General features: G+C 37.5%; 12 protein-coding genes and 1 pseudogene. 6 read left to right on the plus strand and 7 right to left on the minus strand.

Annotated elements, in window-relative coordinates:
- Positions 1–70: 70 nt before the first annotated feature.
- From thrC to CA730_RS12000, 4 genes are all read left to right on the plus strand, one after another.
- On the plus strand, positions 71–1,375 hold the full coding sequence (gene thrC, locus CA730_RS11985; protein WP_096667500.1) for a threonine synthase: 1,305 nt from the start codon (positions 71–73) through the stop codon (positions 1,373–1,375).
- Positions 1,376–1,457: 82 nt separating this feature from the next.
- Positions 1,458–1,733, plus strand: coding sequence for a MoaD/ThiS family protein (locus CA730_RS11990; protein WP_096667502.1), 276 nt, complete (start codon positions 1,458–1,460; stop codon positions 1,731–1,733).
- A gap of 232 nt (positions 1,734–1,965) precedes the next feature.
- Positions 1,966–2,451 carry a DUF2996 domain-containing protein gene (locus tag CA730_RS11995; protein WP_096667504.1) on the plus strand — a complete coding sequence of 162 codons (486 nt, stop codon included), beginning with the start codon at positions 1,966–1,968 and terminating at the stop codon, positions 2,449–2,451.
- Positions 2,452–2,653: 202 nt separating this feature from the next.
- Positions 2,654–5,845, plus strand: coding sequence for a DEAD/DEAH box helicase (locus tag CA730_RS12000; protein WP_096667506.1), 3,192 nt, complete (start codon positions 2,654–2,656; stop codon positions 5,843–5,845).
- A 132-nt stretch (positions 5,846–5,977) separates the two neighbouring features.
- Here the strand turns inward: CA730_RS12000 and sbcD are convergent, their stop codons facing one another.
- The gene (gene sbcD, locus CA730_RS12005) at positions 5,978–7,228 is read right to left on the minus strand and encodes an exonuclease subunit SbcD (RefSeq protein ID WP_096667508.1); all 1,251 of its coding nucleotides are present in this window, start codon (positions 7,226–7,228) and stop codon (positions 5,978–5,980) included.
- A 65-nt stretch (positions 7,229–7,293) separates the two neighbouring features.
- Positions 7,294–7,998: a phosphoadenosine phosphosulfate reductase gene (gene cysH / locus CA730_RS12010; RefSeq protein WP_096667510.1), complete on the minus strand. Its 705-nt coding sequence runs from the start codon at positions 7,996–7,998 to the stop codon at positions 7,294–7,296.
- A 218-nt stretch (positions 7,999–8,216) separates the two neighbouring features.
- Between cysH and psb32 the strand changes: the two genes are divergently transcribed.
- Complete coding sequence (gene psb32, locus CA730_RS12015) at positions 8,217–8,960, plus strand: photosystem II repair protein Psb32 (protein ID WP_096667512.1); 744 nt, start codon at positions 8,217–8,219, stop codon at positions 8,958–8,960.
- 84 nt (positions 8,961–9,044) lie between these two features.
- Here psb32 and CA730_RS12025 read toward each other — a convergent pair whose 3' ends face one another.
- From CA730_RS12025 to CA730_RS12045, 5 genes and pseudogenes are all read right to left on the minus strand, one after another.
- Entirely contained in the window at positions 9,045–9,233 is a 189-nt protein-coding gene (locus CA730_RS12025; protein ID WP_096667516.1) for a hypothetical protein, read from the minus strand.
- Between the two features lie 95 nt (positions 9,234–9,328).
- Positions 9,329–9,598, minus strand: a pseudogene (locus CA730_RS12030) (hypothetical protein); the annotation flags it as partial.
- 233 nt (positions 9,599–9,831) lie between these two features.
- Positions 9,832–10,215 carry a DUF4346 domain-containing protein gene (locus CA730_RS12035; protein ID WP_096667518.1) on the minus strand — a complete coding sequence of 128 codons (384 nt, stop codon included), beginning with the start codon at positions 10,213–10,215 and terminating at the stop codon, positions 9,832–9,834.
- A 102-nt stretch (positions 10,216–10,317) separates the two neighbouring features.
- The gene (locus CA730_RS12040) at positions 10,318–11,487 is read right to left on the minus strand and encodes a GNAT family N-acetyltransferase (RefSeq protein ID WP_096667520.1); all 1,170 of its coding nucleotides are present in this window, start codon (positions 11,485–11,487) and stop codon (positions 10,318–10,320) included.
- An 81-nt stretch (positions 11,488–11,568) separates the two neighbouring features.
- Entirely contained in the window at positions 11,569–12,252 is a 684-nt protein-coding gene (locus tag CA730_RS12045) for a RibD family protein (protein ID WP_096667522.1), read from the minus strand.
- Between the two features lie 440 nt (positions 12,253–12,692).
- Here CA730_RS12045 and CA730_RS12050 point away from each other — a divergent pair, with 440 nt between their 5' ends.
- Positions 12,693–14,585 carry a sensor histidine kinase gene (locus tag CA730_RS12050; protein ID WP_096667524.1) on the plus strand — a complete coding sequence of 631 codons (1,893 nt, stop codon included), beginning with the start codon at positions 12,693–12,695 and terminating at the stop codon, positions 14,583–14,585.
- The last annotated feature ends 4 nt before the right edge of the window (positions 14,586–14,589 follow it).

Consider the following 14,589-nt stretch of genomic DNA (forward strand, 5'->3'; position numbering starts at 1 on the left):
TGTTTGACGTGGATTTTGCATCGTGTTAGTATCATTCCAAAGTTGACGGATACCCAGGGAAAGCAAAATTATGACTCAGGCGATTACAAACCTCAACCAAGCGAACACTTCTATCCTCAAAGCTTTGAAGTGTAAAGAATGTGGAGCGGAATACGAACTCAAAGCTACTCATGTATGTGAAGAGTGTTTTGGACCATTGGAAGTCAAATATGATTACAATGTACTGAAAAGCTTAGTTAGTAGAGAAACTATAGAAGCTGGTCCCAATTCCATTTGGCGTTACCGTCACTTTTTGCCAGTTGCTACAGATAATTATATAGATGTCGGTACAGGGATGACTCCCTTGGTGCGTTCCCACCGTCTTGCCCGTCGCCTGGGTCTAAATAAACTTTATATTAAAAATGATGCCGTCAATATGCCGACCCTGAGCTTTAAGGATCGGGTGGTGTCGGTTGCTCTCAGTAGAGCGAGAGAATTAGGTTTTACTACCGTATCTTGTGCTAGTACAGGTAATTTAGCAAATTCTACCGCAGCGATCGCCGCTCATGCCGGTTTAGATTGCTGTGTATTCATTCCTTCTGACTTAGAAGCTGGTAAAGTCATCGGTAGCTTGATTTATAGTCCTACCCTGATGGCTGTTAAAGGCAACTATGATCAAGTGAATCGTCTTTGCTCAGAAGTTGCGAATACACATGGTTGGGGTTTTGTCAATATTAACTTGCGTCCTTACTATTCCGAAGGTTCTAAAACATTAGGCTTTGAAGTTGCAGAACAACTAGGTTGGGAATTACCAGATCATATAGTTGCACCTTTAGCTTCTGGTTCTCTGTTCACCAAAATCTATAAAGGTTTCCAAGAGTTTGTAGAAGTTGGTTTAGTAGATGCCAAAGATGTCCGTTTCAGTGGCGCTCAAGCAGAAGGTTGTTCCCCCATTGCCACAGCATTTAAAGAAGGTAGAGACTTCATTCAACCAGTTAAACCTAACACAATTGCCAAATCAATTGCGATCGGCAACCCTGCAGACGGCGTATATGCTGTAGAAATAGCCAATAAAACCAACGGTAATATTGAATCAGTTAATGATGCCGAAATTATCGAAGGTATTAAACTCTTAGCAGAAACTGAAGGCATCTTTACCGAAACCGCAGGTGGTACAACCGTTGCTGTTCTCAAAAAATTAGTTGAAGCTGGCAAAATTGATCCAGATGAAACTACAGTGGTTTATATCACTGGTAATGGTTTGAAAACCCAGGAAGCAATTCAAGGCTATATTGGCGAACCTTTGACAATTGATGCCAAACTAGACAGTTTTGAACGGGCTTTAGAAAGATCCCGCACACTTGACCGCTTAGAATGGCAACAAGTTCTGGTTTAATTGTTTCACCACCGATTCTAGGGCTTTAGCAGCGCTAAACCCCTACCTACCAACCCACGCACTAAAAATTAACGTTTAAACAATGGCTGTAAAAGTTTTAATTCCCACCGCCTTGCAAAAGTTTACAAACGAACAAGCTGCTTTAGAATGTAATGCTAGTAGTATTTCTGAATTATTAGATTCCTTAGAAGTAAGCTGTCCTGGTATCAAAGCGCGTTTGTATGATGATGAAGGCAAACTCAGACGGTTTGTGAATTTCTATGTCAATAGCGAAGATATCCGCTTTTTGGACGGAGCAAAAACAGTCCTCAAGGATGGAGATGAAGTGAGCATTGTCCCCGCTGTTGCAGGTGGTTGAATATCTCTGGAGGGTTTAGGGTATGGGGTTTTGAAAGTCCCAAATTACCCATTACCCAATCTTATGGTTCTGTTAAGGAAAATGCGATTTGCGGGCGATCGTCAATTACCATAGCATTAACCATTACCAATCTAAAATAGATAGAAAGTATCAGATAATCGTTATATATAAATAGTTGTGGCTATGCTCTGGTATGTCAAAATGGAAATAACTGACTACCCCAAAATGAGCAATGGCAGAAGAAACTAATCAAAATCAAGCGGGTGATGTGGGTTCTAATCCTGCTACAACCGCCCCAGAAAAGCCCGCCGCAGAGGCAAAAGCCGCCAAAAAGGAAAAGCCCCCGGCGTTGGAAGATAAGCCTTTTGAAGAGTTTATGCAGCAACATTACCTACCAGCGTTACAAGAGGCAATTACTAGAGAAGGTGTACCAGATGTGAAGCTGACTTTTGCCAAGCAGAAGTATTCTATTATTGGTTTTAATTCAGCAGAAGAATGTTGGCAAGTTATCGGTTATTGGCAAGGGGGACAGCGCCAGTTTAACGTATATTTCCCTGAAGCCAATATTCAAGGTAAAAAGGGATTTTCCTGTAATGAAGGTAAAAAACCAAGTACCTTGGAATCATTTTTAATTGATGAGCGTAAAATTACCCTAGATTTATTGGTATCTCGGTTAGTGTATCGCTTGAATGGACAAAAATGGCTAGGTAGAAATTAGTCAAGGGAATAATAAGTTACGACTCCAGAAATGGGGTCGTTATTTTCTGTCAGAATCAGGATATCCAGGATTTAATAATTTACAGGATTTTTATTGGTATCAGACATTTTTATCGTTAGTTTATTAAAGGTGTGATTCGGTATCTTCTGCCTTAGCTGAAGATATGACATAACAATTGAAACAATAATTAGTATATTTAAACATGGCAACTTTACACGGAACTTGGGTAATAAATCGTCAAAATACTTATTTCTTTATTTGGGGAGAAACTTGGCGTGCTTCGCAGGTACAGACTGAAGCATCTTCTGAAATTCTTTCATATCCATTGGCTATGACATCAGGGGAATTAAATGAATGGTTAGAAGCATCTAATTTATTAATTCCTAATTTCATTCAGACTTCTCCTAATACTAAACAAAGAATTAAAAGTAAACCACCGACAGAAATAAAATTACCTATTCACTCACAAATAATTTCTTTACCAACTTATTTTTTAGAAGGCAATAACTCTGAATTAACAACAATTTCAACAGTTCACTCTGTTAGTGTGGATATAGATTCCCCCTTTTCACAATATTTACAACCTTGGAAAATTGATGGTTTTTGTTTAACTCCAGCATTAGCAATTAAATTTCTCACATCTTTGCCTTTGAGTGCAAATGATAGTAAAGCGGCTTTATTAGGAGCAGATATTAATTTTTGGGTACATATTTACAGATGGCATTTAGATCTAATTTCTCGTTGTAAATTTTTACCAACTGTTGAGAAACAGGATAGTAATTTAATTGCCAAATGGCAGACTATTTTAGATAGTGCCATAGATGTCACAAGGTTAGAGAAATTCTCTTCACAAATGCCTTTAGCTTGTCGAACATATCAACAGATTACCGAAAATCTAGCAATTAATTTACCATTATTACCTCAAGAATTAATATTATCATTCCTCAATCACATGACAGATAATCAATTGCGGTTAATGATTGGTTCTCAATCTCCCCTTGAACCGAGAATGATGATGTCTTTACCTGCTACATTACAGCAATGGTTACAAGGATTAATTAATGCAAATAATACAATTGATGCAGCCGGAGGAGACCGGTTACAAACTACTTTAAAAGCTTGGACTTTACCCTTGCAATATCAACTTACAGGGAAAGCTTTATTTAGAACTTGCTTTCAATTGCTTCCTCCAGAAAATGAAGAACCAAATTGGACTTTAAAATATTTTCTCCAAGCAGCAGATAACCCGGATTTTTTAATAGACGCAGCGATAATTTGGCATCAACCAGTAGAAAAATTAGTTTATCAAAATCGCACAATCGAACAACCTCAAGAAACATTTTTGAGAGGTTTGGGTTTAGCTTCTCGATTGTATCCGATAATTACCTCCAGTTTAGAAACTGCATCTCCCGAATTTTGTCACCTCACCCCCATGCAAGCTTATGAATTTATCAAAGCTGTAATTTGGAGATTTGAAGATAGCGGTTTAGGTGTAATTTTACCTCCTAGTTTAGCAAATCGGGAAGGGTGGGCAAATCGTTTAGGGTTAAAAATTAGTGCCGAAACTCCTCAAGAAAAATCGGGACGTTTGGGGTTACAAAGTTTATTGAATTTTCAATGGCATTTGGCAATTGGTGGACAAACAATTACTAAAGTTCAGTTTGATAAACTGGTAAAATTAAATAGTCCCTTAGTCGAAATCAATGGTGAATGGGTAGAACTCCGTCCCCAAGATATTAAAAATGCCCAAACCTTTTTTAGTTCTCGAAAAGAACAAATGTCTCTTTCTTTAGAAGATGCTTTACGCATTAGTAAAGGAGACACCCAAGTAATTGAAAAATTACCTGTTGTAAGTTTTGAAGCTTCTGGTGCATTGGAAGAATTAATTGGGGCATTAACTAATAATCAGGAAATTCAACCTTTAACTACACCTCAAAGTTTTCGGGGAGAATTACGTCCGTATCAAGAAAGAGGTGCAGGTTGGTTAGCATTTTTAGAACGTTGGGGTTTAGGTGCTTGTCTTGCAGACGATATGGGATTAGGAAAAACCATCCAATTCATCGCTTTTTTACTTCACCTCAAAGAAGAAAATGTCCTAGAAAAACCAACTTTATTAGTTTGTCCTACTTCGGTTATGGGTAATTGGCAAAAAGAAGTCAAAAAATTTGCCCCGACAATCAAAGTTTTAGAATATCACGGTGATAAACGTCCTAAAGGTAAAGCATTTACAGAAGCAGTTAATAAACACGATATAGTAATTACTAGCTATTCACTAATTCACCGCGATATTAAATTATTAAAAGCAGTTAAATGGCAGATAATTGTTTTAGACGAAGCCCAAAATGTCAAGAATTCAGATGCGAAACAATCACAAGCAGTTCGACAATTAGAAACTACATTTCGCATTGCTTTAACAGGAACACCTGTAGAAAATAGATTGCAAGAATTATGGTCTATTTTAGATTTCCTGAATCCCGGTTATTTAGGAAATAAACAATTTTTCCAAAGACGGTTTGCTATGCCCATTGAAAAGTATGGTGATACTGCTTCTTTAAATCAATTACGTTCTTTAGTGCAACCTTTTATTTTGCGTCGGTTAAAAAGTGATAAAGACATTATTCAAGACTTGCCAAACAAGCAAGAAATGACAGTTTTTTGTGGATTAACTTCTGAACAAGCTACACTATATCAAAAATTAGTAGATGAATCTTTAGTAGAAATTGAATCTGCGGAAGGTTTACAACGTCGCGGCATGATTTTAGGGTTATTAGTGAAGCTAAAACAAATTTGTAATCATCCTTCCCAATATTTGAAATTAGCAAATTTAGAGAAACATCATTCTGCTAAATTACAACGACTAGAGGAAATGTTAGATGAGGTGATAGCAGAAGGAGACAGGGCTTTAATTTTCACACAATTTGCTGAATGGGGTAAGTTATTAAAATCCTATTTAGAAAAGAAATTAGAACGAGAAATATTCTTTTTATATGGTAGTACCAGTAAAAAACAAAGAGAGGAAATGATTGATAGATTCCAATATGACCCCCAAGGACCACCAATTATGATTTTATCGTTAAAAGCCGGTGGTGTGGGATTGAATTTAACTAGGGCAAATCATGTTTTTCACTTTGATAGATGGTGGAATCCCGCAGTTGAAAATCAAGCCACAGATAGAGTATTTAGAATTGGTCAAACCCGCAATGTTCAAGTCCATAAATTCGTCTGCACTGGAACATTAGAAGAGAAAATAAATGATATGATTGAAAGCAAAAAACAACTAGCAGAACAAGTTGTGGGTGCAGGAGAAGATTGGTTAACAGAAATGGATACAGACCAACTTCGTAACTTATTAATATTAGATCGGAATGCCGTGATTGAAGAAGATGAATTTTAACTGGAGTTTAGACTAAAAAATATAGATAAACTCATCTAAGAAAGACATTTTAAACAGAAATAGGCATATTAATGTAGGGGTAGCACCCCCGTGCATACCCCGGCATTTGGGGCAACCACAGGGGGTTTGCCCCTACTTCCCTCCTTGGGATACTAAGCAAATTCCCTCATCATCTGTTAATAAATTCTGTGCTGCTTCTAACATAGATGGCATTATTTCTTTCAAATCTTCCCGATTATTTAAGTAAGTTTTTAAAGCTGACATTGGGTCAATACTGCTACTCGCAGTTAATTCAGGAATACGAGGTTTTGCTAGCTGACTCACTAATTCGGCTTGAATGGTGTAAGTGTGTGCTATGCTTAAAGCTTGATGTAGAGAAGAGTTATCAATTAAATCTAATTGTTCTGACCGCAATTTATAAATGAGTCGGACTACATTATCTTGAATATCATATTTAGTAATTCCTTTTAATAATACTTTTTGTGGATCATCTTGTTTAGATAAATCTATCTCAATAGTCCGAAACGTTCGCACGGGTAAAGGACAAAATTCCCAATTTACTTTCCCTTTTTCCAAATCTATCATTACATAACCTTTGTCTTCCTTTTCTTCACTAAAATCTACCCGTTCAATACTGCCAGGATAAATTACTGGTGGGTCATTAGATTTATTTAAATTCTGATGTTTGTGAACATGACCTAAAGCCACATAATCAAAACATGGTCGAGTTAATAAAGATAAGGGTAAAGTAAAACCTTTCCCGACTGCTAATAAACGTTCTGCACCTAAAGTGGCATTATCAGCCATTAAATGGGCTAAAAGCACAGTGGGTAAATTCGGGTCAAGACGGCGGATTTCTCCTTCGATAACCACCTCTAAACGGTCTGTGAGGAGTTGATTAACTTCTGCTAGAGAAGAACGCTGAGTTTCTTGACGAGTCATTAAAGTGGAACGAGTTAACCAGGGGAGAGTAATTATTTGCACATCTCCTTTTTGTGTAGAAATGCGATGAGTAGTTAAAGTATCACCAACTACAAACCCTGGTACTCCCAAAGTCCGATAAATATTTAAACTTGCACCTCCCAAACCTTGGGAATGTTGGTCATGATTTCCTACTAATAAGACTGTGGGGATATCTGCATCAACTAAACGGCGAAATTGATTAGCAAAGGCTTCTTGAACATAGGGTGCAGGTGTGGCATTAGGGAAGGCATCACCACCAAATAGAACTAAATCTACATGATCAGCGATCGCTCGGTCAATACACAAAGATAATGTTTTCACAAAATCCTCCAGTCGTGTGTTTAAACCTGTGGCTGGATTAACGCGCCCGTGGCAAAAACCGCTACCAATATGGATATCTGAAAGATGGAGAATTTTCATAGTTTATTGGTTGTAAGGGTTAAGATCCCCGACTTCTTCAAGAAGTCGGGGATCTAGTGGTGTGATTAAATGTGAATTCCACACTCAGTTTTTTCGCTTCCGCGCCAACGTCCAGCTCGTTCGTCTTCACCTTCGCCGACTTTAGTGGTAATAGGTTCGTCACCAATACTGGGATAACCTTGATCATGAAGGGGGTTGTAAATTACTTTATGTTCAGCTACATACGCCCAGCTTTGCTTACGAGTCCAGGTAGCTAGAGGGTTAATTTTTAATCTTCCCTTACCATCTAGTTCAAATACGGGCATGGTAGCACGAGTAACGGCTTGATCCCGACGCCGACCAGTTATCCAGCCTACAGTATTAAGCTCGTCTAGACCGCGTTGAAGTGGTTCAATTTTGGTAATGTCGTGGAATTTAGTAATATCTGTATCCCAAAGGGCTTCCCCAAATTTAGCAGCAAAGGCTTCACGGCTATCTACGTCTGGGGTTTTATAGGTTTTTAAATCTAGGTTGTAGATTTCTTTGGCTTTAGCTACCAATTCTAGAGTTTGGGGGAAATGATAAAGGGTATCTAGGAAAATAACGGGAACGGGATGCTGAAGTTCGCTATAAAAAATGTGTGTCAAGATGATGTCATCAACGTTGAAGGCACTAGTTTGGACTAATCCTGTGGGGATGTTCTGTACAGACCAGGCTAGGATTTCTGTAGGGGTTGCAGTTTCAAATTGCTGATTTAGTGATGCTAAGTCAAAGGCGATAGAAGTTGTCATGATCTTTCTCTAAAACCAAGATTTTTTACTTTTATTAAATTTAATATTATCGTATTAAGGCACATATCCCCGCCGATGATTGAGGAGATGAAGCAGGGGCGCAGGGAGGGGCGCAGGGGCGCGGGGGAGAATATTTTTCTTTTTCTTCCCAATGACCAATGACCAATTTCCCTAATTATGTAGTATTTTGATTGCAAGTCTGTTTAAGAATTCATCCCATGCAACAGTTACTCAAGCAATTATTTAGTAACCAAAAATACGTTATTCGTCTCATTCTCCCTGTATTGGTGGTGATGATGGCGACTTCACTGTTTATTTTACCTGCTGCGGCTACTGGTGTATACGAAATACCCAATTTGACGGCAGATACTTGGATTTTAGATCAAGGTGATGTGATCAGCCGATTGAATGAAGGTCAGATTAGCAAGGCTTTCCAGGATTTGGCTCAAAAAACTGGCAATGAAGCCAGAATTGTCACTATTCACCGCCTCGACTATGGAGAAACATCAGAAAGTTTTGCCAAGGGATTATTTAGTAAATGGTTTCCAACAGCGGCAGAGCAAGCCAATCAAGTATTATTACTTGTTGATACTGTTACTAATGGAACGACTTTGCTGAGTGGGGATAATGTCAAGTCATTATTAACTGATTCTATTGCTAAGAGTGTGGCTGAAGAAACATTAGGTACGGTACTGCGTGAGGGCAATAAATATAACCAAGGATTTTTGGATGTGAGCGATCGCCTGGTTGCTGTTTTATCCGGTAAACCAGACCCCGGTCCACCAGAAATCAAGGAAACAGTCCAGGTAGAAGGAACTTTCACCAAAGCTGAAGAAACAGATCAAGGTAATGCTACTGCTTGGGTTGTCGGGCTATTAATTGCCGCTACTGTCATCCCCATGGCTACATACTACATTTATCTGGTGTTTCAAAAACCACCCTCTCAGGAATCTAAAGAATAGGGGACTGGGGACTGGGGAATGGGGGGTGTTTTTTGATTTGTATTCCTAAAGTCAACCCATCTACATCTGGCATTTGCATATCAATTACTGCAATATCATAGGGTATTTAGTGTTCTCGGCAACGCTGGTATTCAGGATGTCGTCAATTTGTAATGATTCGCGGATTTTGAGGCTGATATCGGCTAATAGTTGCGATCGCAAATTTTGCAAGTTTAGTTTTTCTTCTGCCTGTTTGCGCTTAATAAATTGACCTACCTGCTTACCAATGGACATCTCCTCTTCGGTTCTAAACTGCTTCCATGTTTTTCCGATAAATTCAGAGGCATCACTATAACCAAATATATTTATATAAGAGCTATTTACATAAATTCAGCAACGGTAAAAACATCTTTCTGACAAATTGCATGAGTACAAAAGGCAATATCACGAGGTGTTTCTAATGCCTCCAAACCGAATTTAGACTTAAACCATTGACGGTTTGTGTCAATTAAACTTACCAAAGCTATGGGAGTTCCACAAATATAAGCTGCTAAACGAGTTAAGTCATCAAAGGCTGATTCCGGTGCAGTATCAAGGACTTTATACTGTAGAAGTGCCTCGATTCTTGCGGCTTCATCATTAAGTGATATTTTTTTCATATTGTAATTTTATTACTTCATTAATTAAAACTGTTTTCTAGTTTTAATAATTTTTCTGAAAAAAGATGTGAGAGTGTCTTATTTTGTAACAAAAAACGTAGGTAAATGGGAATTAGCTAACAATTCCCAATCACCATAAAGTAGGTTGATGTTAAAAATAGTCATTGAAGGTAGAGAAGCCGGAGGAAAATGCTTCAACCCTTATTTACTTTGATTCACGCAGCTTACTCTATTTAATCTTGAATGTACTCTTTGCCTGACACTAAAGCCATTTCAGCGCGAACAAATTCTCTACCTAAATAAGCTGCATGATCTAATAAAGCCACAGGACAATTTGGAGTTTCTTCAAAAATCTTGATACAGAGTTCTTTGGCTGTACGTCCACTAAATACAGTTGTGTGGCTTCTTTCCACTTTACCGCGAACAGGAATCACCTCACCTGTTTCGGGATTTACGGCTAAACCACGTTCGTTAATCACATTAGTAAAATGTTTGGCATAAATTAATCTTTCCTTTTGGTCTATGTAGATAATAAAATAGCCGTTGGGGTCAAGATCAATATGACGGTGAGAAAGTTTATTATCAATTGCTGTCAAATCTTCGAGTAGTAAATCCATACGCCTTGTTAAAAGCAAATTTATTGAAAGAGTATTTTTAGATTACATCAATATGCAATATTTAGATCCCCAAGTTCTTTGAGAAGTCGGGAATCTATCTCCTTATTTGAAAGGTAACTCTGCATTAATGGCATCCATTTCTTTTTGTTCTAGTTGATTGACTTCCCGCACCCAAGGCAGGATAATTTGCCCTAAACGGTGGTTATAAAAGCGATGCAGGCTGTAATTCGGGGTAGCAGGGAACCCCCGGCGTTTTTTATGTTTACCACCAGCGCCGGGATCAAAATTTTGGATACTATGAGCGATCGCCCATTCAATTGGTGCATAATAACAAGCATCAAAATGTAAGCAATCTATGTCTTGAAAACTCCCCCAATAACGTCCATATAGTTTGTCTTCTTTAAATAAACAAAAGGACATCCCCACTGGTTGACCTGGATCTTCTTGATTATAAGCCGCAAAAAATACCACCCGATGCCGATAATTATGTTGTAACTGTTGAAAAAACTGCTTTGTCAAATACTTGCTTCCCCACCAACCAAATTTATCACAGGTGTCAGCATAAAAGTCATACATTAACGGAAACATAGAGTTAGGAATTTCCTCACCGGTTAACGCTTGCAATCTTAAACCGGCCTTTTCTACAGCTTTACGTTCCCGTTTAATATTCCGTCTTTGATTAGCATTAAATCCAGTTAAATAATCATCAAAAGTTTGAAAATTAGCATTTTCCCAAATATAACTATGATGTAGCCAAGTTGTAAAACCCTGACTTTCTAAAATCGGTCGCCATTGTGGATCAACATAGAGAAAATGACAACCGGAAATCCGATTTTTCACACAAAAACTATCAATTTCATGAAGCATTAAAGCTGTAATTTCTTCCTCATCTTCTCCGGGAGTAATTAAAAAGCGATAGCCTTCAGCCGGGGTAAATGGAGTCATGCCGAGCAACTTTGGATAATACTCTATTCCTAACCGAGAAGCTAATTCTGCCCATTGATGATCAAAAACAAACTCCCCTTGGCTATGTCCTTTTAAATATAAAGGAGCAGCCGCAATTAAAGTTCTGTCTCGCCACAAAATCAAGTGATTTGGCAACCAACCAGTATTGGCTGTAACACTTTGAGATATTTCCAAATTGTGCAACCAATCCCATTCTAAAAAAGGGGTTTTTAACGGCATCGCTAAAGCATCCCATTCAGCTTGGGGAACATCAGCGATTGTGTGCGTCCACACAAGAGAATAATGGGGTTTGTGTTCTTTGATCATTGTGTATTTGTCCAGTAATTTAAGATTTACTTCTTACTCATGCTTGGGCGCACTACATTTCTGGGCGCAGGCCCTGCGCCCCTACTGGATTATTCTATAGTATAAAAATACTTCTTGCTCTATTGTGGATACTTCTAATAATTGTAACTTAGGAGCAAGATCAGCTAAAAATCCTGTTCCCTCGACAGGTGAAGGCGCAATACTACCACCTAAAATCAGTGGACAAATAGTTAACCAGATTTCATCAATTAAATTAGATTCTAGAAAAGATGCTACTAATTGTCCTCCTCCCAAAATAGCTAACCGGCTAATTTGTAACCTGGTTAAATATTTTAAAGCAGCCAAAATGTCAATTTCTTGGCTAGGAGTTTCAAAGACTAAAACTTCTTCAAACTCTGATCTTTCTTGCCAAAAATAAGCTCCCAGAGAGGTTGTGAGTAACCATCGTCTTACTGGTTGTTGAAAAAATTTAATATCCGGATTCAGGTTGCCTGAACGGGAAATCACTATATGAACTGGCTGGGGGTGCTGATTTGCTATTTTTCTTTGTTGCAAGAGTATTGTATCTGTGATGGTCATTGTTGTACCGTAGGCACGAAGAGTACCAGCACCAAATAAAACGGCATCAGATGCAGCAATTTGTTTCCCCATGTGTATTTTATCAGCCACTGAGCCAAATCGAGCAGGCGATCGCCTAAAATCTGCTATTTTGCCATCAGCACTCATGGCTAAAACTACTGTGGTATGAGGACGATGTTGCATCATTGCATTGCTCTGATATTTCTTCGTTGTGGATATATTTTCTCACAATCTATCACAATCAGACAAAGTTGAGAACTTTTATACCATTATCAGGAGTCAGGAGGAAGAAGAAGGAAGAAGAAGGAAGAAGAATTAGAAGGAGATAAGAATAGTCTCCAATTTAGGAAAGTGATAGCTAAATGAATAGTTTCAAAGCTTATTCCTTGCACATTATTTACATTTTATCGCTCTTAATTTATTGATTCATCAAGATCTTCGGTTTATTAAGCAAACCCTAATTAGTTTGATTTTTTGAAATTTTTAATTCTTACCTGTTATCTCTTGTTTTACTGAGAAATTGAAATTGATCGTAAACTTATCATCAACTAATAAAATGTCTCCTTTGGTTAGTGTAATTTTATATCTTTGTAATTGTCGTTTAAAGATGCGAAGTGAGACAAACAATGGCTAAATCTCGGCAATCGTCATTTCGACAAATTTTAGTAACAAGAATACTGCTGGTATTTGTCCCAGTTTTATTAGTAGGAGAAATGGTTGCCCTCAATAAAGCCCGTTCTAGTCTATTAAATACTGCTCGACAAAATCTAACAGAAAGTGCGGTTAACAAAGGAGAAAAAATTAGTGATGATATTGCCGCCTTGCGCTCCAATTTAATTACAGCCAGTCAGACAAAAGTAATTAAATCCGGTTCACCTTTCCAAATTGAACAATTTCTTAAACAGCTACAAAAACAACTACCAACTCAAATAGATTGTCTGCAATTCACCCACATTAAAAAAGGTGAAATAATTGCCAGTAGTTGTGGCATTCAAGAAATTACCCCATCCGGTTTATCTCCCACTGGTGATGATGTTGATATTCAATTCATATTACCATCTCAATCTGGAAAAACTGGTAAAAGAGACAAACAAAATCAACTACAATTATTTTTATCAATTCCTATCGCTAATCAACGTGGTAATTTAGCTTACCGATTAAGCATTAAAACTACATTGTATCAACAAAATCCCAATCATCCAGGCTCATTGACAGGTTTTTTAGTAGTCATTGCTGAAGATGGTAGAGTTTTAGCCCATCCATTCCCAGAAAGAATCGGTACTAATATTAAAAATTATGCCGATGTGGAAAGAATACAAGCCATAGTTAAAAATGCGTTAGGTGGCAGTAATAATTCTAGTAATTTATCCTTTGTTGAAGGACAGGAATTAGTTACAGGTTTTACAGCTACTACTAAACCTATCACCACAAAACCCTCACAAAGATGGATTGTTCTAGCAGTTACCAGTGTAGAAAATGCCCTATTTGGTTTAGAAGAAATTAAACTAATTCTGATTGTTTTAACAGTTGGTTTAATTGGTGCAAGTTTATTAGCATCATTTTATTTAGTTCCTTATTTAGCAGGTCCTGTGGAAGAACTCCGCGACTATGCTGTTAATCTTCATAGTCATCATGCAGCACAACCCATTCCGCGCAACTTCAAGATTCGGGAATTTAACCAATTAGCACAAGCATTAGATCAAATGGTAGAAAGACTCAAAGATTGGGCAGAAGAATTAGAAATTGCTTGGAAAGAAGCTAAATCAGCTAACCAAATCAAAAGCCAATTTCTCGCTACAACTTCCCATGAGTTAAGAAATCCCTTGAATATTATTATTAACTGTGTACGGTTAGTCCGTGATGATTTATGCGACAGTAGAGAAGAAGAATTAGAATTTCTCAAAAAAGCTGATGATACAGCAATTCATTTATTAAAGATAATTAATGATTTGCTAGATATTTCTAAAATAGAAGCTGGTAAACTTTCCGTAACTACAGTACCGCTGGATTTACGACAATTATTATTAGAGGTAATTAACTTACAATCAGTTAATGTCCAATATAAAGGACTGCAATTAATTTGTGATATAGGTGATAAACCTATTCCCATAAAATCTGATGCCATTAAACTTAAACAAGTGTTAATTAATATTATTGGTAATGCCACTAAATTCACTGATGAAGGTAGTATTCAAATTACCACAAATATTAATCAGCATCGGCATCATGTTTTAGTTTCCATCAAAGATACAGGAATTGGTATTGACCCAGGAGAACAAGGTAAACTATTTCGTCCTTTTGTCATGGTTGACGGTACAACTACGCGCAAGTTTGAGGGAACTGGATTGGGTTTAGCAATTTCTCGGAATTTAATTGAACTCATGGGTGGTAAAATCACCTTAGAGAGCTTAGGGTTAAATCAAGGAACAACAGTAATTATCAAATTACCTTTGATTGATCTTGCTTTATTACCTAATCCAGAAAAAAAAGATGTGGTCAGAAATAGAGTTAGGAGTTAATTCT

Source organism: Dolichospermum compactum NIES-806 (assembly GCF_002368115.1).
Taxonomy (GTDB): Bacteria; Cyanobacteriota; Cyanobacteriia; order Cyanobacteriales; family Nostocaceae; genus Dolichospermum; species Dolichospermum compactum.